The following is a 21,637-nucleotide window of genomic DNA, read 5'->3' on the forward strand; positions in this document are numbered from 1 at the left end:
AGACCGACCCGGCAAGACGCGCCGCGCTCGATCAGGAACTGCAAGAAGCGCGCAAGTGGGCTCCGGGCGGCGACTACCGGAGAGTCGCAACTGCCATCACGGCAGCGGCAGGCGGCAACGTGACCGGCGGCATGGCCGATTTGTTGACTAAAGCCACGATCAACTACATCCAGAGCCTGGGTGCCGAAAAGGTCAAGGCGATTGCCGATGAGATGAAGAGCGAGTCGGCGCGGGCGGCCCTGCAAGGCATCGTGGGGTGTGCCGGGGCGGCGGCGTCAGGTGGTAACTGCGGGGCGGGTGCGCTGGGCGGATCGGCCAGCGTGGTGCTGAACAACCTGCTCGACAAGGCGGGCGGGAAATCAGGTGGAGACCTGAGTCAGGAGGAAAAGCAGGCGCGCACGAATTTGGTGACGAGCATCGTCGCGGGGATTGCGGGCGCGGCAGGTTCAGGTGGGGGTGCGGCGACCGCGAGCACCAGCGCGAAGATCGAAACCGAGAACAACGCGGTGTTCGTGGCGCCGATTGTCGCCGCGGCGGGTGAGGCAATCGCTGGAGGGGCAGCGTTCTGTGCCACGCGCGTGAATTTCTGCAAAGCGGGGCTGGAGGCGGCCAAGGGCGCGGGAATTGCCTTCGGGGCATGGCTCGCGGCGCGGATGACATCGAGCGAACCGGATCAAGACCACGGCATCACTGCAACGCCGAATCCGGGGCCGCGCGGCGGCACCGTGACGACAACACCGGGCACGGGCAAGAAAGGGCCGACGATCACGGGAACCCCCGACCAGGGCGAGCGCGGCGCTACAATTACCGGGACACCGAATCAGGGCATCAAAGGCCCGACCATTACGGCAACACCGAATGATGGGCCGAAGGTGTTTGATCCGATGTTCGCCAGAAACACGGGCTCCTTGACAACTGCCGAGCAGATTGGGATTTTGCAGGACGCGGCAGCCGGTGGTGCTCTTGGGAAAGGGAACTTCGGCCTCGGCCAAGCGACCGCCGCGGAGGCAAATCAGCTTGGTGAGGCATGGGTTGGTCCCGGGTACCGGGTATCTAGCGACGGCTCGTCATGGGTCAGTAGCGATGGTCTTCGGATTTATCGGCCGCCGTCGGCAAAACCAAACAGTCCGTACGCCACTACCGGTGTCCAGGCCAATTTCGAATCGAAACTCACGCCCGGTAGTCGGCCCATTAGCAATGGACACTTGAATATCACACCATGAAAGCGGAAATTAAATCACTGCATTCCTTGCAGGTGGAGGACAGCCTAATTAACTACCAGCCGGAGGACGAGAAAAATTTCGGTACATGGATTCGTGCCTCTATCGGGCCAGAGGCGGAAGCCGGTTCGGAATCTTTTGACATCTTGGTCTGCACCCCGGACTGGCTTAAATTGCAATGTGCAATCGAGGGTCCGATGTGGGGTAGACACATGCTCATCGTGGAGACCTATGACTACGATGCGATCAAATCGGCCATTGCCCGCTATGTTGCGCAAGTTGCGGAAACCGAATGGGCAGCAATTGCCGCGAAGCTGAGCAGAATAGGCGCATGGGAATTTGAGGATTATCGGGATCGATAGGAATTGATGCGATAGCCGGATTGAGTGGGATTTCCCGAGAAGATGCACGCGTGGTCGAGCAAGTGACAATAATCGGTTTGGTGGCATAGGCGTCATTGCTCCCGATGGCGGAGGCACCCGATTTGATGCGAGCGGCGGCTTTCGGGGCTTCTTTGAACCTCCTCAAAAATGAATACCATTTCCAGCTTGAAGATCGTTGTCGCAAGCGATCTCGATCATGAATGCCTTGTCGCAGAAATTTATTGTGATGAGAAATACGTTGCGCTACTCAGCCAAGACGATGGGCTCGAAAATCTCATGGTAGTATTCCCCGACGCAGCGGCAAATCAAGCCGCTGTAATTCGGGATATCGACTTGAAGTGGCTGCGGCACGCATTAGAGAGGGCGGAACGCGTGCTGCTGCAAAAGAGTTTCGAAGCAGGGGATTAATTGTGAGCGATAACCCAAACAACCAGCCAATTGGCGTCACCAGACACGTTGTCTCTGGGACGACTCAGTTCATGGTGATGACCGAAACCGAAAGCACGCTGGGGCATCGGCTGGTGAAATGCCGTGGGCAAGGCCAAACCCGCATCGGGGGCGAAATTAAGCAAGCCAAAGGCCCGTCTGCCGACGCGCTGTTGGCCAAGGCTTGCGGCATAAGGCGTTCGCCGCGTCGACAACGGTGAACGCGTCAGAAGCAACTGTTGGCAAGATCTTTAACGAGGAGGAAATCCGGGCCGGCTTCGAGATCGTCGAGCCGCTGCAGCGCGAGGTTGGCGTCTTCGTGAACCACCGGGCGCGGGAGGCGGGTGCGCTCGGGAAGGCACGCGACGCGGAGCAGGACCCGGCAATACGAGCGCAGCTCGATGCCCAGTTGACCGAAGCGCAGAAGTGGGGGCCCGGGCGGGAATCACGTCACGCAGACCAAGCGAACGGACTCCCCGCGGACGACACGCGTGGGAGGTATTTCAACAACCTCCCACGGCATGTTCACGCCAATCTCGGCCTCGCGTCGCCTAACCGCGCGGCCAGAGTTCGGCGCGATGCGCCGTGATGGCCGCCACGACGATCTCGCGCATGCCCTGGCCGTCCGTCGCCTCCAGATGTTCGAGGATCGTCATGCGCATGCGTGGCGCCCAGAAGCGGCGCAGGTGGCCGGCGATGTTATCGAGCGCCTCGCCGCGATCCGGCATCGTCTCGAAAAAATCGCCGATCTGATTGGCCATCTTGACCAGATTGTCGGTATCCATCGTGAATCCCCTCTTCGTTATCGCGTTCGTTGCCGCGTCAGTTGCTGTTATCCGGCGTTGACTTCCGTGCGGGCCTGGTCGAGCAACTCGATCTGCGTCTTGTTGAACGCGGAGTATTGCTGCTGCCATTCCGACGGCTGCGCCACCGGCAGCACCTGCACCGCCGTCACCTTGTACTCGGGGCAGTTCGTCGCCCAGTCCGAATTGTCCGTGGTGATGACGTTCGCGCCGGACTCCGGAAAGTGGAACGTCGTATAGACGACGCCCGGCTGCACACGATCACTGATGATCGCGCGCAGCACTGTTTCGCCGGCGCGGCTCTGGATACCGACCCAGTCGCCTTCACGGATGCCGCGCTCCTCCGCGTCGTGGGCGTGGATCTCCAGCCGATCCTCGTCATGCCAGTGCACGTTTTCCGTGCGGCGGGTCTGCGCGCCCACGTTGTATTGCGAAAGGATCCGGCCCGTGGTCAGGATCAGCGGGAATTTGCGCGTGACCTTTTCGTCCGTCGGCACGTACTGCGTGAGCATGAACTTGCCCTTGCCACGTACGAATTCGTCGATATGCATCGTCGGCGTGCCTTCCGGGGCTTCCTCGTTGCACGGCCATTGAATCGAGCCGAGTTCATCGAGGCGTTGGTAGCTGACACCGGCGAATGTAGGCGTGAGCGCGGCGATCTCGTCCATGATCTCGGACGGATGCTTGTAGTTCATCTCGTAACCCATGCGGCGGGCCAGCTCGATCGTGACTTCCCAGTCGGCGTAGCCGGCGCGCGGCGGCATGACTTGACGCACGCGCGAGATGCGGCGTTCGGCGTTGGTGAACGTGCCGTCCTTTTCCAGGAACGACGAGCCCGGCAGCAGCACGTGCGCGTACTTGGCCGTTTCGTTCAGGAAGATATCCTGCACGACGATGCACTCCATCGCTTCCATCGCGGCGGCCGTGTGCTGCGTATTCGGATCCGACTGGACGATGTCCTCGCCCTGGCAGTACAGGCCCAGGAACGAGCCGGCGATGGCCGCGTCGAACATGTTCGGGATACGCAGGCCCGGTTCGGCCTGGAGTTCCACCCCCCACGCAGCTTCGAACATCGCGCGCGTGGCCGAATCGGACACGTGACGATAGCCCGGCAGTTCGTGCGGGAACGAGCCCATGTCGCACGACCCCTGCACATTGTTCTGGCCGCGCAGCGGGTTCACGCCGACACCTTCGCGGCCGATGTTGCCGGTGGCCATCGCGAGGTTGGCAATGCCCATGACGGTGGTCGAGCCTTGCGCGTGTTCCGTCACGCCGAGCCCGTAATAGATCGCGGCGTTGCCGCCGGTGGCATACAGGCGGGCGGCTTCGCGCACCAGATGCGCAGGCACGCCGGTATGGACTTCCGTCGCTTCGGGCGAATTCTCCGCACGGGCGATGAAATCGCGCCATTGACCGAACGCACGGTCTTCGCAGCGTTCGGCAATGAACGCGTCGGCCATCAACCCTTCCGTGACGATCACGTGCGCGAGCGCGTTGATGATGGCGACGTTCGTGCCAGGGCGCAGTTGCAGGTGATAGTCCGCCTTGATGTGCGGGCTTTGCACGAGGTCGATCCGGCGGGGATCGATGACGATCAGCTTGGCGCCGGCGCGCAGGCGCTTTTTCATGCGCGAGCCGAATACCGGGTGGCCGTCGGTCGGGTTCGCGCCCATCACGAGGATGACGTCCGACTTCTCGACCGACTTGAAGGTCTGCGTGCCGGCCGATTCGCCGAGCGTCTGCTTCAGGCCGTAACCGGTCGGCGAGTGGCAAACGCGGGCGCACGTATCGACGTTGTTGTTGCCGAACGCGGCGCGCACGAGTTTCTGCACCAGATAGTCTTCTTCGTTGGTGCAGCGCGACGACACGATGCCGCCGATCGAATCGCGGCCGTACTTGGCCTGAATGCGCTTGAACTCCGAGGCGGCGTAGTCGAGGGCTTCGTCCCACGACACTTCTTTCCACGGATCCGTGATCTTGCTGCGGATCATCGGTTTGAGAATGCGGTCCTTATGCGTGGCGTAGCCCCAGGCGAAACGGCCCTTCACGCAGGCGTGGCCTTCGTTGGCCTTGCCATCCTTGTGCGGCACCATGCGCACGACCTCATTGCCCTTCATCTCCGCCTTGAAGCTGCAACCGACGCCGCAATACGCGCAAGTCGTGATCTTGGCGTGTTCGGCCTGACCGATGTGGATGACGGACTTTTCCTGCAGCGTAGCGGTCGGACACGCCGCGACGCACGCACCGCAGGAGACGCACTCCGAATCCATGAACGCTTCATCCTGGCCCGGCGAGACGCGCGCCTCGAAGCCGCGCCCGGAGATGGTCAGCGCGAACGTGCCCTGCGTTTCCTCGCATGCGCGCACGCAGCGGTTGCAGACGATGCATTTGGAAGCGTCGTACGTGAAATACGGATTCGACTCGTCCTTGACGCTGTCGAAGTGGTTGGCGCCGTCGAAACCGTAGCGCACTTCGCGCAAACCGGTGACGCCGGCCATGTCCTGCAGTTCACAGTCGCCGTTGGCCGCGCAGGTCAGGCAGTCGAGCGGGTGATCGGAGATATACAGTTCCATCACGCCTTTGCGCAGTTCCTGAAGTTTCGGGCTCTGCGTGCGCACCTTCATGCCGTTCTCGACAGGCGTCGTGCACGAGGCGGGATAGCCGCGCCGGCCTTCGATTTCGACCAGGCACAGGCGGCACGAGCCGAACGGCTCCAGGCTGTCGGTGGCGCACAGCTTGGGTACGTTGACACCGCCTTCGGACGCGGCGCGCATGATCGACGTGCCGGCAGGCACCGTCACCAGTTCGCCATCGATCTCCAGCGTGACTTCCTGTGCCGACTCGCGGCGCGGCGTGCCGAAATCCTGTTCTTGCAACAACGGGTTCATGTGGTTCTCCAGTCTTCAGGCAGCCTTGGTCGACGTATCGGCGGCGCCGAAGTCTTCGGGGAAATGGTTGAGGGCGGACAGCACGGGGTAGGGCGTCATGCCGCCCATGGCACACAGCGAGCCGTTCAACATCGTGTCGCACAGATCGCGCAGCAGCCGGATTTGCTTCGGACGGTCCTGATTCGCGATGATCTTGTCCATCACTTCGACGCCGCGCGTCGAGCCGATGCGGCATGGCGTGCATTTGCCGCATGATTCGATGGTGCAGAACTCCATGGCATAGCGGGCGTACTTCGCCAGATCGGCGGTGTCGTCATGAGCGACGATGCCGCCGTGGCCGAGCACGGCCCACAGCGCAGCGAACGCTTCGTAATCGAGAGGCGTGTCCCATTGCGATTCCGGCAGATACGAACCGAGCGGGCCGCCGACCTGCACGGCTTTCAACGGCCGTCCTGTGGCGGCGCCGCCGCCGTAGTCGTAAAGGATCTCGCGCAGCGTCACGCCGAACGCTTTCTCGATCAAGCCGCCATATTTGATGTTGCCGGCGAGCTGGATCGGCAGCGTGCCGCGCGAGCGCCCCATGCCGTAGTTTTTGTAAAAGTCGGCGCCGCGATCCATGATGATCGGCACGGAAGCGAGCGAGATCACGTTGTTGATGACCGTCGGTTGGCCGAACAGCCCTTCGATGGCGGGCAATGGCGGCTTTGCGCGAACGACGCCGCGCTTGCCCTCGAGGCTTTCGAGGAGGGCGGTCTCCTCGCCGCAGACATAGGCGCCGGCGGCCTTGCGGACTTCGAGGTGGAACGCCTTGCCCGAGCCGAGGATGTTTTCGCCGAGGAAGCCGGCGGCATTGGCGTTCGCAATCGCTTCGTCCAGCACGTCGATCGAGTGCGGATATTCACTGCGCACATAGATATAGCCGCGCGTGGCGCCGACCGCGATGCCGGCGATCGTCATGCCTTCGACGAGCACCAGCGGATCGCCTTCCATCAGCATGCGGTCGGCGAAGGTGCCCGAGTCGCCTTCGTCCGCATTGCAGACGATGTACTTCTGCGCGGCGGCCGTGTTCAGCACAGTCTTCCACTTGATGCCGGTCGGGAACGCCGCGCCGCCACGGCCGCGCAGGCCGGAATCCGTCACTTGCTGGACGATCGCGGCGCCGTCGAGCGCGAGCGCGCGGCGCAGGCCCTTGAAGCCGTCGTGCGCTTCATAGTCGGCGACCGACACCGGGTCGGTGATGCCGACGCGCGCGAAGGTCAGGCGTTCCTGCTTTTTGAGATAGGGGATCGCTTCCGTGAGACCGAGCGACAGCGCGTGATTGCCGCCGGCGGCGAAGCCGGCGTCGAACAGGCTTGCCACATCGGCTTCGTCGACCGGGCCGTAGGCGACGCGGCCCTGTTCCGTGACGACTTCGACAAGCGGTTCGAGCCACAGCATGCCGCGTGTGCCGTTGCGCACGAGGTCGACGGACACGCCGCGTGCGGCGGCCTCGCGCACAATGGCGTCGGCAACCTCGTCGGCGCCAAGCGCCAAGGCCGCCGAATCGCGCGGCACGTAGATCGTGATCGTTTGGGCGGAGCTCATGCGTTTTCCTTGGCGCGGGCGACCAGGCGGTCGAATTTCTCGGGGGTGACGCGCGCGTGCAGCTTGTCGTCGATCATGATGGCCGGCGACGTTGCGCACTGGCCGAGGCAATAGACCGGCTCAAGGCCGATGTCGCCATGCGTGTGCTCATGCATCTTGCAGCCGAGCGTGCGTTCCGCATGTTCGACGAGCGCGTCCGCGCCCATGCTCTGGCACGCTTCCGCACGGCATATCTGCACCACGTGGCGCGGCGGCGGGCTGGTGCGGAAATGGTGGTAGAACGTGATGACGCCGTGCACTTCGGCGCGCGACAGATTCAATGCGGTGGCGATGGTGGCGACGGCGTCGGGGGGGACGTAGCCGAAGGCGGCCTGCACGTCGTGCAGGATGGGCAGCAGTGCACCCTCGCGCGCCGCATGGGCGGTGAGGATCGTCTGGACCGCCGCGGCGGAATAGGTCTCGCTCATGGCTGTTTGTCTCCTTACTTCTCGAGCCGGTGTGTTGGGGCCACACCGGCGATGTGGCTCTTGGGGTTGTTCGACTGTCACAGCCTCGGGGCGAGAGGCCCGATATCACGTCCGGCGATCGCGTTTCGGGTCTAGCGATGTTGCGCGATGCCGGCCGAGTGTGCGGCACATAGCCCCCACCATCTGCCGCACGAGCATGGCCTCTCGCCCGTTGCTTGCTACCGTTAAAACCATTACAACCAATACAAATCCTGATGCTGTAAAACCGATGTTGCTGTCCTGCCTTGGGAGTGCATCGCGGGTTGCCGCTTATCGTTCCCGCATCGCGGCGGCCATGGCCGTGCCGAGCGCGGCGGGCGAACTGGCGATCTTCACGCCGGCGCTCTGCATCGCCTCGATCTTGGCCGAGGCCGTGCCTTTGCCGCCCGAGATGATGGCGCCCGCATGGCCCATGCGGCGGCCCGGCGGCGCCGTCGTGCCGGCAATGAACCCGACCACGGGCTTGCGGCGCGACGATGCCTTCAAAAACGCTGCGGCGTCTTCCTCGGCCGAACCGCCGATTTCGCCGATCATGATGATTCCTTCGGTTTCGTCATCGGCCAGGAACAATTCGAGGCAATCGATGAAGTCCGTGCCGTTGACCGGATCCCCGCCGATGCCGATGCAGGTCGTTTGGCCGAGACCGGCAGCAGTGGTCTGCGCGACCGCTTCGTAGGTCAGCGTGCCCGAGCGCGAGACCACGCCGATTTTGCCGCGCCGATGAATATGGCCAGGCATGATGCCGATCTTGCAGCCGCCCGGCGTGATGATGCCGGGGCAGTTCGGTCCGATCAGGCGGCTGTTCGCACCCGCGAGCGCACGCTTGACGCGCACCATGTCGATCACCGGGATGCCTTCCGTGATGCAGACAATCAGCGGCACTTGCGCGTCGACGGCTTCGAGGATCGCGTCTGCGGCGAACGGCGGCGGCACATAGATCACGGAGGCGTCGGCGCCGGTCTGCTCGACCGCTTGCGCGACCGTGTCGAACACCGGCAGGCCGAGATGTTGCGACCCGCCCTTGCCGGGCGTGACGCCGCCGACCATTCGCGTGCCGTACGCAATGGCTTGTTCGGTGTGGAAGGTGCCCTGCGCGCCGGTAAAGCCCTGGCAGATGACCTTTGTATGCTTGTCGACGAGCACGGCCATTTAGCGGGCCTCCTTGACTGCGTTGACGATTCTCTCGGCGGCTTCGGCGAGATTGTCGGCGGACAGGATGGGCAGGCCCGAATCGCGCAGGATCTGCTTGCCCAGGGCGACGTTCGTGCCTTCCAGGCGGACCACGAGCGGCACGCCGATGGCGACATCGCGCGCGGCGGCGACCACGCCTTCGGCGATGATGTCGCAGCGCATGATGCCGCCGAAGATGTTGACGAGAATGCCTTCGACTTTCTTGTCGGCCAGGATCAGCTTGAAGGCGGCCGTCACGCGTTCCTTCGTGGCGCCGCCGCCGACGTCGAGGAAATTGGCCGGCTCGCCGCCGTAAAGCTTGATGATGTCCATCGTCGCCATGGCGAGGCCGGCGCCGTTGACCATGCAGCCGATGCTGCCGTCGAGCTTGACGTAATTGAGCTGATGCTTGCTCGCTTCGCGTTCGGCGGGGTCTTCTTCCGCTTCATCGCGCAGCGATTCGATCTCGGCGTGGCGGAAGAGGGCGTTGTCGTCAAAATTGACCTTCGCGTCGAGCGCGATGACGTCGCCGCTGCCGGTCACGACGAGCGGATTGATTTCGATGATCGCAGCGTCGAGGTCGGTGAATGCGCGATACGTCGCCAGGATGAACTTCACGGCGGCGCTGACCTGCTTGCCGTCGAGCCCGAGACCGAAGGCGATCCTGCGGGCGTGGTAGGCCTGGATGCCCGTGGCCGGATCGATCGACACCTTGAGAATCTTCTCCGGGTGCGCCTCGGCGACTTCCTCGATTTCCATGCCGCCTTCGGTCGATGCCATGATCGTGATGCGCGACGTCGCGCGGTCGATCAGCATGCCGAGGTACAGTTCGCGGCGGATGTCGCAGCCTTCTTCTATATAGAGGCGCTTGACTTCACGGCCCGCGGCGCCCGTCTGCCGGGTCACGAGCGTGTGGCCCAGCATGGCGGCTGCGTTTTCGCGGACTTCCTCGACGGATTTGACGACGCGTACGCCACCCTTGCCGTCCGGATCATCCTGGAAACGGCCGGCGCCACGCCCGCCCGCGTGGATTTGCGACTTGACGACCCAGACCGGGCCGCCGAGGGTCTTGGCGACCTGCTCGGCTTCATGCGGTGTAAAGGCGACGCCGCCGCGAGGCACGGCAACGCCGTACGTCTTGAACAAGGCCTTGGCCTGGTACTCGTGAATGTTCATGCCTGCGCCTCCTGCGCAGCCGGGCTTTGCCGGCGTTCTCACGGGCGGGCGTGTACGACTGACGACTGCGCTGCCCGTCCCTCCTTATGTGAAACACGATATATGATATATCGTATACTTGCAAGCGCTTGACGAGGCGTTTGATAGGCTCGTTAACCCGAATTCGACGGGGATGCGGGGGAGGGAAGCGGGAGGCAACAAAAAAGCCAGCCGGACTGTGCCTGGCTGGCTTTTCGGAAATTTCTGCCGGCGCGATGTTTCAAACGGCGCGCGGCGAGGATTTCGGCTTAATCGAGGAAGTCGCAGTGTTCCTCGACAAACGCGGCGAGGCCGAGCGTATGGTCACGTGCCAGACGTTCCGCCAGTTCGGTGTCGCGTTTTTCCAGTGCCGTGATGATCTTGAGGTGATCGACGATCGAGCGCGCGGCCCGGTCGTTCTGGGCGATCGTGACCTTGCGGATCGCGCGGACATGGATGAACAGATTCTTGATTGTATTCGAGATGACTTGCGAACCGCCGAGATTGATCAGGGCCTGGTGGAAGTCGATATTGGCGTCCGAATACTCTTCGATGTGATCGGTGGGCGGCGCGTTGACGAATTCGTCGAACAAATGACGCAGCTTGGCGATTTCCTCGTCGGTGGCGTGCAGCGTGGCCAGACGGGCGGACATGCCCTCAAGCGCGGCCCACATCTGGATCATTTCGACGATTTCACGCTTGGTCTTGCGGATGATGAAAATCCCGCGGCGTGGCACGGTGCGCAGGAAGCCTTCCTGCTCAAGCAGGGTCATGGCTTCGCGAATCGGCGTGCGCGAGACGCCCAGTACCTGGATCAGTTGGCGCTCATCGAGCCGGATTTCTTCTTTCTGATTGTAAATATCGGCGTCGGCGATTGCTTTCTTGAGCAAGGCATACGCTTGATTGCGAAAACTCGTGGTCGTGTCGATCGGCGCCAGCGCGAGGGGAGCCAAGCGCGCCGGAGCTGGGGTGATCAGGGACATTAAAGCAGTCTCCTCAGGGTTCTGGGCGACGCGTCAGAGGCGCAATGCATGCTGCCCCATGACGGTTGCCGGCTTGTTGTGGAGTTTACCCGATTCATTCGCCTGCGTGGTTTCCGTCAGATACGCGTAACGGCCGTTCGTTTCAGCTTTTTCCAATACCGACAGCGGCATGGCTGCAATCAGATGGACAAAAGCAACACCGGCAGCCAGCGAAGACGCAAGGGCAAGAAGGGTAAGGCCGAGGACAAGCATGATGACTCCAGAAAAGTGATGTGTTAGGGGAGAAACTGATTGACATTGTATGGCGCAACGCAGCATCTCGCAAGATATATCAAATATCAGATATGCAAAAAGCAACACTTTCCGGGACGAAATCGAGGTCATCCTCGAATTTCACATGCCTGTCTGGGGCACGCGTGCTCAGTCTCCTTTTTTGGGCAGGCCGGATCCGGCCTGCATCCACACACTCAAGCGGCCTTTGCCAAGCGGGCTTGCGCGGCCGCCACGGCATCGGGTTGGGTCATGAACTCGCGTTGCTTGATCAGCGCGAGCACCACGTCGAGCGTCGGCGTCGGCACCTCGGCGAGCCGGCCCATTTCCTGGACGACGGTCACGAGCGGATCGATTTCCATTGCGCGGTTGCGCTCGAGATCCTGCAGCATGGACGTCTTGTGCGCGCCGACTGCGCCCGCGCCATTGATCCGGCGTTCCACGTCCACTCGGAAATGCACGCCGAGCTTGTCGCCGATCGCCTTGGCTTCGAGCATCATGGCTTTCGCGATGGCACGCGTGCCCGGATCGCTCGCGATAATGTCGAGCGTACCGTGGGTGAGGGCGGAAATCGGATTGAAGCAGAGGTTGCCCCAGAGTTTCAGCCAGATCTCATCGCGGATGCTTTCGCGGATCGGCGCGTCGAGGCCGCCGGCTGTCATCACCTCGTGCAGTTTCTGAATCCGGTCGGTGCGCTCGCCGCTCGATTCGCCAAGCGGGAATTTGTTGCCGTACACATGCTGGATCACGCCCGGTTCGATCACTTCGGTCGCGGGATAAACCACGCAACCGATCGCGCGCTCCGGTCCGAGCGCCTTCCACTGCGCGCCGCCCGGGTCGATAGATTCCAGCGTGCGCCCTTCGAGTGTGCCGCCGTGCTTATAGAAATACCAATACGGAATGCCGTTCACCGCCGTGACCACCGCCGTATTCGGACCAATCAGCGGTTTCATCGCGTCGAGCACCGCGGGCACGGCGTGCGCCTTTAACGCGATAATCACGTAATCCTGATGGCCGAGTTCGTTCGGATTGTCAGTGCAGCGCAGGCGTGCGACGCGTGTTTCGCCGTCGATCAGCAGCTTCAGGCCACTGGCCTGCATGGCCGCCAAGTGCGGCCCGCGCGCCACGAGGCTGACGTCGGCCCCGGCCTGCGCAAGCTGCACACCCAAGTAGCCGCCGATCGCGCCGGCGCCGTATATACAAATCTTCATGAAGACTCCCTCCACTTGATGGTCAATCGAGAAATCGTGTTGATGTTCTTTTTATAATATCAAATGTGGTATATCGTATATCAACATTCGCGATTGAGCCAAGCAGCAATGCAGGGATGAGGCTCATGGTTTCCCCGGACAAGGGTCTGCTTCCACCAATTTCGGGTTCGAAATTGGCGAAAGCAGACCCTAGGTAAACCCCTGATGATTTTGGGATTGCCTTGTTGCGCCGCTCCAGCCTACAGTTTGGCTTGCCGAACCTGCCAGGACTTGGGGCGGTACATCGTCTGCCGCAGCCTTTACGGGCAGTGCAATGGACGGAAGCTTCTACGGTACGCGATGAGACAACGACGTGTTCGTGAAATTATTGTTGACTTGTTTCTGATATATCGTATATTACGTTCAGTATATTTATGAGAGCGCAGGCTCTCGGGGAAGTCGGAAGCTGGATCGATTCAATGTCGCGCGATTCGACCCAGGCTGAATGGCGCGACGCAGAAGTGAAGTATCGGAAAGCAAATCAATCGTCAGACAAGACGACGCAACACTGAAACCGGAAAAATTGGAGGAAAGCATTATGTCCATTGCGATGACCGTGCCAGTCGGCAAGGCGGAAACCAACACCGCGGACGACACGCTCAAACAGACCAGCCGAGACGCGAGCGTCGTGTCCGAGGCAGAAACGACCGATGGTTTTCATCTGGTCATCGATGCCCTGAAAGCGAACGATATCGACACCATCTTTGGTCTGGTGGGTATTCCTATCACCGACTTGGCTCGCCTCGCGCAAGCAGAAGGAATGCGCTTCATCGGCTTCCGTCATGAACAGCACGCGGGCAACGCGGCGGCCATCGCCGGCTACATGACCCAAAAGCCCGGGATCTGCCTGACCGTGTCTGCGCCGGGCTTCCTGAATGGTCTGACGGCACTTGCCAATGCGACCACCAACTGCTTCCCGATGATCCTGATCAGCGGCTCCAGCGAGCGCGAGATTGTCGATCTGCAGCAGGGTGACTACGAGGAAATGGATCAGCTCAACGCTGCCAAGCCTTACTGCAAGGCCGCCTATCGCGTTCTGCATGCCGAAGATATCGGTGTCGGCGTGGCGCGTGCGATTCGCGCGGCAGTGTCTGGCCGTCCTGGCGGCGTCTATCTGGATCTTCCGGCAAAACTGCTGGCCCAGACGATCGACGCACAGAAGGCGAAGAATTCCCTGATTCGTGTGATCGACGCGGCACCGCGTCAGATCCCGGCGCCCGATGCGGTCCAACGCGCGCTCGACGTGATCAAGGGTGCCAAGCGTCCGCTGATTCTGCTGGGCAAGGGCGCGGCCTACGCTCAGGCCGACGCCGACATTCGCGCCCTGGTGGAAAAGTCCGGCATTCCGTACCTGCCGATGTCCATGGCCAAGGGGCTCCTGCCCGACACCCATGAACAGTCGGCAGCGGCCGCTCGCTCGTTCGTGCTGCAAGAGGCCGACGTCGTGGTGCTGATCGGCGCCCGCCTGAACTGGCTGCTCGCGCACGGCAAGGGCAAGACGTGGGGCTCGGCACCGAAGAAATTCGTGCAGATCGACATCTCGCCGACGGAAATCGACAGCAATGTGGCGATTGCCGCGCCGGTCATCGGCGACATCGGCTCCTGCGTGTCGGCCCTGCTGGCAGGCATCGATTCGAGCTTTGGCAAGCCTGACGCCGCGTGGACCGGGGCAATTGCCGAGCGCAAGAACAAGAATCTGGCGAAGATGGCGGCGACGCTCGACCAGAATCCGTCGCCGATGAATTTCCACAGCGCACTGCGCGCGATCCGGGACGTGCTGAAGACCCGCCCGGACATCAACGTCGTCAATGAAGGCGCGAACACCCTCGACTACGCCCGCAGCATTATCGACATGTACGAACCGCGCAAGCGTTTCGACTCCGGTACGTGGGGCATCATGGGCATCGGCATGGGGTTTGCCATCGGCGCGGCGGTGGTTAGCGGCAAACCGGTCGTCGCCATCGAAGGCGACAGCGCCTTCGGCTTCAGCGGCATGGAACTCGAGACCATCTGCCGCTACGACCTGCCGGTCTGCACCGTGATCTTCAACAACAACGGCGTGTACCGGGGCACGGATGTCAATCCGACCGGTGGCAAGGACGTCGCCCCGACCGTTTTCGTCAAGGGCGCGCGCTACGACAAGATGATTGAAGCCTTCGGCGGCATTGGCTACAACGCCACGACGCCGGCGGAACTGACAAAGGCCCTGCAGGAAGCCATCGCGTCGGGCAAGCCGACGCTCATCAATGCTGTCATCGACGAAGCAGCGGGTACCGAGAGCGGTCGCTTGACGAACCTCAATCCGCAAAGCGCGGCGATGAAAAAGTAATCCCAGCCAATCAAGGAGACATCAAATGAGCAAACCCCTCGACGGCATCAAAATCATCGACTTCACGCACGTGCAGGCCGGTCCCGCCTGCACCCAGATGCTGGCCTGGTTCGGCGCCGACGTGATCAAGGTCGAACGTCCCGGTTCGGGCGACGTGACCCGCACGCAGCTGCGCGACATTCCCGATGTCGATGCGCTGTACTTCACCATGCTTAACAGCAACAAGCGTTCGCTGACGCTCGACACCAAGACGCAAGCCGGCAAGGAAGTGCTGGAGAAGCTGGTGCGCGAATCCGATGTGCTAGTGGAAAATTTCGGCCCGGGCGCACTCGACCGGATGGGGTTTTCCTGGGAGCGCCTGAACGAGTTGAACCCGAAGATGATCGTCGCCTCGGTCAAGGGTTTCTCGGACGGGCACCACTATGACGACCTGAAGGTCTACGAGAACGTCGCGCAGTGCGCGGGCGGCGCCGCCTCGACGACCGGCTTCTGGGACGGCCCGCCGACCATCTCGGCCGCAGCACTTGGTGACAGCAACACCGGCATGCATCTGGCGATCGGCATCCTGACCGCCCTGATCGGCCGTGACAAGACGGGCAAGGGCCAGAAGGTCGCCGTCTCAATGCAGGACAGCGTGCTGAACCTTTGCCGCGTCAAGCTGCGCGACCAGCAGCGCCTGGATCGCCTTGGTTTTCTGGAGGAGTACCCGCAATACCCGCACGGTGAGTTTTCCGACGTGGTGCCGCGCGGCGGCAACGCGGGCGGCGGTGGCCAGCCGGGCTGGGTACTCAAATGCAAGGGTTGGGAGACCGATCCGAACGCCTACATCTACTTCACGATCCAGGGCCATGCCTGGGCGCCGATCTGCAACGCGATCGGCAAACCGGAGTGGGTCGAAGACCCGGCTTACAATACGGCGCAGGCGCGTCAGCCGCACATCTTCGACATCTTCAACACGATCGAAGCGTGGCTGGCCGACAAGACGAAGTTCGAGGCGGTCGACATCCTGCGCAAGTTCGATATCCCGTGCGCGCCGGTGTTGACGATGAAGGAGCTCGCCAACGATCCGTCGTTGCGTGCGAGCGGCACGATCGCGGAGGTGCCGCACAAGGAGCGCGGCACGTACCTGACGGTCGGCAGCCCGATCAAGTTCTCGGACTTGAAGCCGGAGATCACGGCGTCGCCGCTGTTGGGCGAGCATACCGACGAGATTCTGGCGGGCCTTGGCTACAACGAAGAGCAGATCGCCGCGTTGAAGGACGCCCGCGCGGTCTGACGTGATTGATCGGCTGTCTCGTCGATTCGCGGCGGGATGGCTGGTGTATCGCGGCGCGGCGTCCGTGATGGACGTCGCGCCGTCCGCATTGGGTGGGTCGAGAAGACAAGGAGAGCAGACATGAGCGGCACGGTCGATACAGAGCAGTTGGTGCGCGCCGTTGGCGACGCGATCATCGTATCGGATGCACGTGGCAGGATTACGCTATGGAATCCTGCGGCCGAGCGCATGTTCGGCTTCACGGAGGCGGAAGCGTTGGGCAACACATTGGATCTGATCATCCCGGAACGCTTGCGCGCGCGCCATAACGAGGGATATGAAAAGACCATGGCGACGGGCATCACGCGCTACGGCCATGACCTGCTGCGAGTCCCGGCGGCGCACAAGGATGGCCGCACCTTGTCGATCGCATTCACGGTGGCGTTGTTGCACGACGCGGAACAGAAGGTCAAGGCGATCGTGGCGGTGATTCGCGACGAGACGGCGCGTTTCCAGGAGGACCGTGCCCTGCGCAAGCGCCTGACTGAGCTGGAAGCCCAGGTCAGCGCATAGAACACATCCCCCCAGAAACACATCTGAGCGCCCGCAAAGCCTTGCGGGCGCCTGTCACGCCAGCAAGCGGGCCACTCGCGCCCCCTGAGCAACCCCATCCAGCGCATTGATGACTGCACCGAACGTCGACAGTCAATCTCATCAGATTTTGCGTGTATTTGATATCTTGTATATCACAAGCATCGCATCGCATTGAGAGCGCGCATTGCCCCAGATCCCTTGATTTTCCTCGGGAAAACCCGGGAGCGGAGGCCAAGAGTAAAAAATCGCTGACTTCTCAGTCGCTGGTTTGCGGTGCACAAAATCTCAAGTCTCATATAGAGAGCGCCGGCCTGGCATCATTTTGCGACGCAACAAATCCAAGAAATTTTCAAAAAGTCGTTGAAAAAATATGGTGTATGAAATACTGTATATCACAATGACCGATCGACAAAATGCACGACGCGCAGACGCAATGGCAACACGTCAGGTCGGGATGAATCCTTTACCCATACCAACATATAACGCCGTTGCACCAGGAGGAGACAGCCATGGGAAAAGCACTCGAAGGCGTGCGCATCCTCGATTTCACGCACGTCCAGTCCGGACCGACCTGCACGCAGTTGCTGGCCTGGTTCGGCGCCGATGTGATCAAGATCGAGCGGGCCGGCGCCGGTGACGTCACCCGCGATCAGTTGCGCGATATCCCGGGCGTGGACAGCTTGTATTTCACCATGCTCAACAGCAACAAGCGCTCGATCACGCTCGACACGAAAAACCCCGAGGGCAAGCGCGTGCTCGAGCAGATGATCGAGCAGGCCGACGTCCTCGTCGAGAACTTCGCGCCGGGCGCGCTCGACCGCATGGGCTTCACCTGGGAGCATATCCACAAGCTCAATCCGAAGATGATCGTCGCCTCGGTCAAGGGCTTCGGCCCGGGGCCCTATGAGGATTGCAAGGTCTATGAAAACGTCGCGCAGTGCGTCGGCGGCTCGGCCTCGACGACCGGCTTCGACGACGGCCCGCCGATGGTCACCGGCGCGCAGATTGGTGACTCCGGCACGGGCCTGCACTTGGCGCTCGGCATCGTCACGGCGCTCTATCAGCGCACCATGACGGGCCGTGGCCAGCGCGTGCTGACAGCGATGCAGGACGGCGTGCTGAACCTGTGCCGCGTCAAGCTGCGCGACCAGCAGCGCCTCGATCGCAACGGTGTGATGGAAGAGTATCCGCAATACCCGAACAGCGAGTTCGGCGAGGCTGTGCCGCGTGCCGGCAACGCGTCAGGCGGCGGCCAGCCAGGCTGGATCCTCAAGTGCAAGGGGTGGGAGACCGATCCGAATGCGTATATCTACTTCATCACGCAGGCACCTGTGTGGGGCTCGATCTGCAAGGTGATCGGCAAGCCCGAGTGGGTCGAGCATCCGGATTACGCGACGCCCAAGGCACGTCTGCCGCGTCTGAAGCAAATCTTCGCGACGATCGAGCATTGGACCGAGACCAAGACCAAGTTCGAAGTCATGGCGATCCTCAACGAGTACCACATCCCGTGCGGACCGATCCTGTCGATGAAGGAAATCGCGGAAGAGCCGTCGCTGCGCGAGACCGGCACGATCGTCGAGGTCGATCACCCCGAGCGTGGCAAGTACCTGACGGTCGGCAATCCGATCAAGCTGTCGGACAGCCCGACCCACGTCGAACGATCGCCGCTGCTGGGCGAACACACCGACGAGGTGCTGGCCGAATTCGGTTTCAATCGTCAGCAGGTCACCGCATTGCGCGAAGTCGGCGCGATCTGAGTGGACACCTCTTTAGTTCATGGGCGGGTGCGGCGCGAGCCGTCGCCCCGGACCGGTCACGCCGTTGCGGGCGAGGGCCGCCGCCCGCCATACCGGATATCACGCAAATGAAGCTCTGGACCCGATTCAAGACCGCCCATGGCCGCTTCGGCTTCGGGGTTCTGCAAAACGATCAGATTCTCGAGTATCGCGGGGATATGTTCGCGCATCCGCTGCCAACCGGGGCAACGATTGCCCTGACCGCCGTGGAGCTGCTGCCGCCGTGCGAGCCGACGAAAATCGTCGCGCTGTGGAACAACTATCACGCGCTCGGCGCAAAGCTCGGCAAGTCGGCGCCGGTCCATCCGCTGTTCCTGATCAAACCGGCATCGTCGCTGGCCGGCCCCGGCGAGACGATTCGCCGCCCGCAGGCGTACGCCGGCAAGATCGTCTATGAAGGCGAACTCGGCATTGTGATCGGCAAGCGCGCAACGAATGTGTCGGTCGAAGCGGCCAAGGATTACATCCTGGGCTACACGATCGTCAACGATGTGACGGCCGCGGAGTTGATCGAGCAGGACCCGAATTTTGCGCAATGGACGCGCGCCAAGGGCTGCGACACGTTTGGCTGCATCGGCCCGGTCATCGCGCAAGGGTTTGATTGGCGCGAAGGGGCGGTCGTCACACGCCTGGACGGCGTGGAGCGTCAGAATTATCCGCTCGCCGACATGATTTTCAATCCGTGGGAACAGGTCAGCCGCATATCGCAGGATATGACGCTGCTGCCGGGCGACGTCATCGCCGTCGGGACGTCGATCGGCGTGGGATCGATGAAGGAGGGCGCCACGGTGGAAGTGTCGATCGAAGGCATCGGCACGTTGACGAACCGCATGGGCTGAGCACAACAGCGCCAGACAGATTTCGTGGCGATCGGCCCGGGTGGCAATGGCCTGGCCGATCGCTTTTTTTATTTCCATCGCCGTCCGATTTCAGTGATTCAGTGGACTACGTCGTCAAATGATCATCGGGCGGCGGCAGCGGGCTCTTGTAAGCCATCATGCCGTTGATGAGACGTGCGCCGTCGGCGAGCAGGAAGTGTTTGAAGGCCAGGGCGACAGGCGGCAGACGTTTGCTGCGCCGATGCACGACGTACCAGCTTTGCCATGCCGGAAAGCCTTGTACGTCGAGCACGGTCAACTGGCCGGCCTGCAGCTCCATGCCAATGGTATGCGCGGACAGAAAGCTCACCCCCATGCCCGCGATGACGGCTTGCTTGATGGTCTCGGTGCTCGATATCTCCATCGTGACCTTGAGTTGGTTGATGCGGTTGCCGAAGGCGTCCTGCAGGGAGTTCCAGGTGTCGGAGCCGCGCTCGCGGCTGATGAACGGTTCGGCCGCCAGGCGCGAGAACGGAATCTGGCGCTGGTTCGCCAACGGATGGTTGGGTGGCGCGACGATCACATAAGGGTGCGGGGCAAACGCCTCGTTGACGGTATCGGCCTCACGCGGCGGACGCACCATCACCGCGAGGTCGGTCAGGTTCTCGGTCAGCTGGTGCAACAGTTCTTCGCGGTTGTGAACGGTGAGATTGAGCGTGACGCCAGCGTGCTGCGCAGTGAAGGCGGCGAGCAGGCGGGGAAAGAAGTAGTCGCCGGCGCTGATGACCGCGACGTTGAGCTTGCCCCCGGAAATGCCCTTGAGGTGATCCATCGCCTCTTCGGTTTCGCGAAAGAGCGCAATGATCGCGCGGCTGTAGTGCAGCATTTCGCTGCCGGCAGGCGTGAGGAAGATTTTTTTGCCGAGTTGCTCGAACAAGGGCAATCCGGCGTGATTTTCGAGCTGCTTGACCTGCGTGGAGACAGCCGGCTGTGTCAGGTGCAGTTCTTCGGCCGCACGTGAAAAACTGAGATGGCGCGCGACGGTTTCAAAAACCTTGAGCTGGCGCAGTGTGGCGTTTTTCATGGGGTTCAGCGAGCGAAAAAGGACGCGTGGGGAAGCGTCGGGACGGTGTGTTTAAGTATAAGTAATCATGGATGGTTTGCATAATAAACTTTAACTGTTTTTTATGGATTGGACTGCGTAATCTCTAACCGTAGCTTGACTCGCACGCACCATCGGACCGACGGCCGCCGCACGCCGACGAAGCCGGATTCGATGGATTGGCTAGACGATCACCGTTTGGGAGAGCGCAACATGTCCATCATCGAATCGCAAATCAAATCCGCTGCGCTGGGCCCGGTGGCCGACGCGCATCTGCATGCTTACAACAACGCTTTTGTCGAACTTGGGCTCGAATGGCATTGGGACAATGTGACGTACCAGACGCTCCTGCGCAAGACCGGCAACGAGGATCTGGCGATGGCATATCTGGAAGGACAGTCGCCGCAGGCGTTGCGCCGCGCAGAGCTGCTGATCATCGGGGCGTATCTCGATCATCATCAGCCGCATCTGCTGCGCGCATACGAGCCGGAATTCCTGTGCGACCTGATTTATTGCACGAAGTCGCGCTGCTATGACGCGGCGGCAGAAGGCCGGTCGCTGATTCTCTCAGGCGCGGCGTTGATGTAAGCGGCCGTTGGGCCAAGGCCGTCTGTTTTGGATTTCATAACAAAGAGGGGCTGATACCCCGTACCACAACTATGCATATTGGAATACCCAAGGAGACGGCTGCCGGCGAAACCCGCGTCGCAGCCACACCGGAGACGGTGAAAAAGCTGGTGGCTGCCGGTCATCGTGTGACGGTCGAGCACGGTGCAGGGCTCACCGCCAGCGTCCCCGACGAGGCCTTCGTTGCCGCCGGCGCGGAAATCGGCTCGGCTGACACAGCTTTCGGCGCGCAACTCGTGCTGAAGGTGCGCGCGCCGTCCGTCGCGGAGTTGCCGCGCATTGCGCGCGGCGCCGCGCTCGTCGGCATGCTCAACCCGTTCGACACCGAGAACAACGCGCGCATGGCCGCCGCCGGCATTCACGCGTTCGCGCTCGAAGCGGCGCCGCGCACCACGCGCGCGCAGAGCATGGACGTGCTCTCGTCGCAGGCCAACATCGC

At 61.9% G+C, this 21,637-nt stretch carries 20 protein-coding genes and 1 pseudogene; 11 read left to right on the plus strand and 10 right to left on the minus strand.

Going from position 1 to position 21,637, the window contains the following annotated elements; genetic code table 11:
* The 4 genes and pseudogenes from PTE30175_RS28410 to PTE30175_RS27455 all read left to right on the plus strand — a co-directional run.
* A pseudogene (locus PTE30175_RS28410) lies at positions 1-1,223 on the plus strand (hypothetical protein); the annotation flags it as partial.
* Entirely contained in the window at positions 1,220-1,582 is a 363-nt protein-coding gene (locus PTE30175_RS27445) for an immunity 8 family protein (RefSeq protein ID WP_150700240.1), read from the plus strand. The pseudogene PTE30175_RS28410 and the gene PTE30175_RS27445, both read left to right, overlap by 4 nt.
* 168 nt (positions 1,583-1,750) lie before the next feature.
* Positions 1,751-2,011, plus strand: a complete 261-nt coding sequence (locus PTE30175_RS27450) for a hypothetical protein (protein ID WP_150700241.1) — start codon at positions 1,751-1,753, stop codon at positions 2,009-2,011.
* A 235-nt stretch (positions 2,012-2,246) separates the two neighbouring features.
* The gene (locus PTE30175_RS27455; protein ID WP_150700242.1) at positions 2,247-2,618 is read left to right on the plus strand and encodes a hypothetical protein; all 372 of its coding nucleotides are present in this window, start codon (positions 2,247-2,249) and stop codon (positions 2,616-2,618) included.
* Here PTE30175_RS27455 and PTE30175_RS27460 read toward each other — a convergent pair.
* The 9 genes from PTE30175_RS27460 to PTE30175_RS27500 form a co-directional block, all read right to left on the minus strand.
* Positions 2,581-2,814: a formate dehydrogenase subunit delta gene (locus PTE30175_RS27460; RefSeq protein WP_150700243.1), complete on the minus strand. Its 234-nt coding sequence runs from the start codon at positions 2,812-2,814 to the stop codon at positions 2,581-2,583. The genes PTE30175_RS27455 and PTE30175_RS27460 overlap by 38 nt on opposite strands.
* Positions 2,815-2,861: 47 nt before the next feature.
* Positions 2,862-5,720 (minus strand): formate dehydrogenase subunit alpha, encoded by a 2,859-nt coding sequence (fdhF, locus tag PTE30175_RS27465; protein ID WP_150700244.1) that lies wholly within the window; start codon positions 5,718-5,720, stop codon positions 2,862-2,864.
* Positions 5,721-5,735: 15 nt separating this feature from the next.
* Positions 5,736-7,304 (minus strand): formate dehydrogenase beta subunit, encoded by a 1,569-nt coding sequence (locus tag PTE30175_RS27470; protein WP_150700245.1) that lies wholly within the window; start codon positions 7,302-7,304, stop codon positions 5,736-5,738.
* Positions 7,301-7,771, minus strand: a complete 471-nt coding sequence (locus tag PTE30175_RS27475) for a formate dehydrogenase subunit gamma (RefSeq protein ID WP_150700246.1) — start codon at positions 7,769-7,771, stop codon at positions 7,301-7,303. Before PTE30175_RS27475 ends, PTE30175_RS27470 begins: the two co-directional genes overlap by 4 nt.
* A 309-nt stretch (positions 7,772-8,080) precedes the next feature.
* On the minus strand, positions 8,081-8,959 hold the full coding sequence (gene sucD / locus PTE30175_RS27480) for a succinate--CoA ligase subunit alpha (protein WP_150700247.1): 879 nt from the start codon (positions 8,957-8,959) through the stop codon (positions 8,081-8,083).
* On the minus strand, positions 8,960-10,156 hold the full coding sequence (gene sucC, locus PTE30175_RS27485; RefSeq protein ID WP_150700248.1) for an ADP-forming succinate--CoA ligase subunit beta: 1,197 nt from the start codon (positions 10,154-10,156) through the stop codon (positions 8,960-8,962). It abuts the gene before it with no gap.
* 287 nt (positions 10,157-10,443) lie between these two features.
* Positions 10,444-11,157 (minus strand): GntR family transcriptional regulator, encoded by a 714-nt coding sequence (locus tag PTE30175_RS27490; RefSeq protein WP_150700249.1) that lies wholly within the window; start codon positions 11,155-11,157, stop codon positions 10,444-10,446.
* A gap of 33 nt (positions 11,158-11,190) precedes the next feature.
* The gene (locus PTE30175_RS27495) at positions 11,191-11,409 is read right to left on the minus strand and encodes a hypothetical protein (protein WP_150700250.1); all 219 of its coding nucleotides are present in this window, start codon (positions 11,407-11,409) and stop codon (positions 11,191-11,193) included.
* Positions 11,410-11,624: 215 nt separating this feature from the next.
* Entirely contained in the window at positions 11,625-12,638 is a 1,014-nt protein-coding gene (locus PTE30175_RS27500; protein WP_150700251.1) for a 2-dehydropantoate 2-reductase, read from the minus strand.
* Between the two features lie 577 nt (positions 12,639-13,215).
* On the opposite strand from PTE30175_RS27500, the gene oxc reads away from it, so the two are divergent.
* From oxc to PTE30175_RS27525, 5 genes are all read left to right on the plus strand, one after another.
* Positions 13,216-15,006, plus strand: coding sequence for an oxalyl-CoA decarboxylase (gene oxc, locus PTE30175_RS27505; RefSeq protein ID WP_191629250.1), 1,791 nt, complete (start codon positions 13,216-13,218; stop codon positions 15,004-15,006).
* A 25-nt stretch (positions 15,007-15,031) separates the two neighbouring features.
* Positions 15,032-16,282: a formyl-CoA transferase gene (gene frc / locus PTE30175_RS27510; protein WP_150700252.1), complete on the plus strand. Its 1,251-nt coding sequence runs from the start codon at positions 15,032-15,034 to the stop codon at positions 16,280-16,282.
* 120 nt (positions 16,283-16,402) lie between these two features.
* Positions 16,403-16,834 carry a PAS domain S-box protein gene (locus PTE30175_RS27515; protein WP_150700253.1) on the plus strand — a complete coding sequence of 144 codons (432 nt, stop codon included), beginning with the start codon at positions 16,403-16,405 and terminating at the stop codon, positions 16,832-16,834.
* Positions 16,835-17,364: 530 nt separating this feature from the next.
* Positions 17,365-18,612, plus strand: coding sequence for a formyl-CoA transferase (gene frc / locus PTE30175_RS27520; protein WP_150700254.1), 1,248 nt, complete (start codon positions 17,365-17,367; stop codon positions 18,610-18,612).
* Positions 18,613-18,719: 107 nt separating this feature from the next.
* Positions 18,720-19,490, plus strand: a complete 771-nt coding sequence (locus PTE30175_RS27525) for a fumarylacetoacetate hydrolase family protein (protein ID WP_150700255.1) — start codon at positions 18,720-18,722, stop codon at positions 19,488-19,490.
* Between the two features lie 106 nt (positions 19,491-19,596).
* Here the strand turns inward: PTE30175_RS27525 and PTE30175_RS27530 are convergent, their stop codons facing one another.
* Positions 19,597-20,553: a LysR family transcriptional regulator gene (locus PTE30175_RS27530; protein ID WP_150700256.1), complete on the minus strand. Its 957-nt coding sequence runs from the start codon at positions 20,551-20,553 to the stop codon at positions 19,597-19,599.
* Between the two features lie 231 nt (positions 20,554-20,784).
* Between PTE30175_RS27530 and PTE30175_RS27535 the strand changes: the two genes are divergently transcribed.
* Entirely contained in the window at positions 20,785-21,159 is a 375-nt protein-coding gene (locus PTE30175_RS27535; RefSeq protein ID WP_150700257.1) for an HAD family hydrolase, read from the plus strand.
* 71 nt (positions 21,160-21,230) lie between these two features.
* Positions 21,231-21,637 (plus strand): Rossmann-fold NAD(P)-binding domain-containing protein (locus PTE30175_RS27540; RefSeq protein ID WP_476703895.1); only part of this gene is annotated, 407 nt, incomplete at its 3' end.

Source organism: Pandoraea terrae, from assembly GCF_902459695.1.
Classification (GTDB): domain Bacteria; phylum Pseudomonadota; class Gammaproteobacteria; order Burkholderiales; family Burkholderiaceae; genus Pandoraea; species Pandoraea terrae.

Bases quoted from the DNA above. Each gene is read 5' to 3' on its own strand.
- PTE30175_RS27445 (WP_150700240.1), top strand. From the start codon at position 1,220: ATGAAAGCGGAAATTAAATCACTGCATTCCTTGCAGGTGGAGGACAGC.
- PTE30175_RS27450 (WP_150700241.1), top strand. From the start codon at position 1,751: ATGAATACCATTTCCAGCTTGAAGATCGTTGTCGCAAGCGATCTCGAT.
- PTE30175_RS27460 (WP_150700243.1), bottom strand. From the start codon at position 2,814: ATGGATACCGACAATCTGGTCAAGATGGCCAATCAGATCGGCGATTTT.
- fdhF (WP_150700244.1), bottom strand. From the start codon at position 5,720: ATGAACCCGTTGTTGCAAGAACAGGATTTCGGCACGCCGCGCCGCGAG.
- PTE30175_RS27470 (WP_150700245.1), bottom strand. From the start codon at position 7,304: ATGAGCTCCGCCCAAACGATCACGATCTACGTGCCGCGCGATTCGGCG.
- PTE30175_RS27475 (WP_150700246.1), bottom strand. From the start codon at position 7,771: ATGAGCGAGACCTATTCCGCCGCGGCGGTCCAGACGATCCTCACCGCC.
- sucD (WP_150700247.1), bottom strand. From the start codon at position 8,959: ATGGCCGTGCTCGTCGACAAGCATACAAAGGTCATCTGCCAGGGCTTT.
- sucC (WP_150700248.1), bottom strand. From the start codon at position 10,156: ATGAACATTCACGAGTACCAGGCCAAGGCCTTGTTCAAGACGTACGGC.
- PTE30175_RS27490 (WP_150700249.1), bottom strand. From the start codon at position 11,157: ATGTCCCTGATCACCCCAGCTCCGGCGCGCTTGGCTCCCCTCGCGCTG.
- PTE30175_RS27495 (WP_150700250.1), bottom strand. From the start codon at position 11,409: ATGCTTGTCCTCGGCCTTACCCTTCTTGCCCTTGCGTCTTCGCTGGCT.
- PTE30175_RS27500 (WP_150700251.1), bottom strand. From the start codon at position 12,638: ATGAAGATTTGTATATACGGCGCCGGCGCGATCGGCGGCTACTTGGGT.
- oxc (WP_191629250.1), top strand. From the start codon at position 13,216: ATGTCCATTGCGATGACCGTGCCAGTCGGCAAGGCGGAAACCAACACC.
- frc (WP_150700252.1), top strand. From the start codon at position 15,032: ATGAGCAAACCCCTCGACGGCATCAAAATCATCGACTTCACGCACGTG.
- PTE30175_RS27515 (WP_150700253.1), top strand. From the start codon at position 16,403: ATGAGCGGCACGGTCGATACAGAGCAGTTGGTGCGCGCCGTTGGCGAC.
- frc (WP_150700254.1), top strand. From the start codon at position 17,365: ATGGGAAAAGCACTCGAAGGCGTGCGCATCCTCGATTTCACGCACGTC.
- PTE30175_RS27525 (WP_150700255.1), top strand. From the start codon at position 18,720: ATGAAGCTCTGGACCCGATTCAAGACCGCCCATGGCCGCTTCGGCTTC.
- PTE30175_RS27530 (WP_150700256.1), bottom strand. From the start codon at position 20,553: ATGAAAAACGCCACACTGCGCCAGCTCAAGGTTTTTGAAACCGTCGCG.
- PTE30175_RS27535 (WP_150700257.1), top strand. From the start codon at position 20,785: ATGTCCATCATCGAATCGCAAATCAAATCCGCTGCGCTGGGCCCGGTG.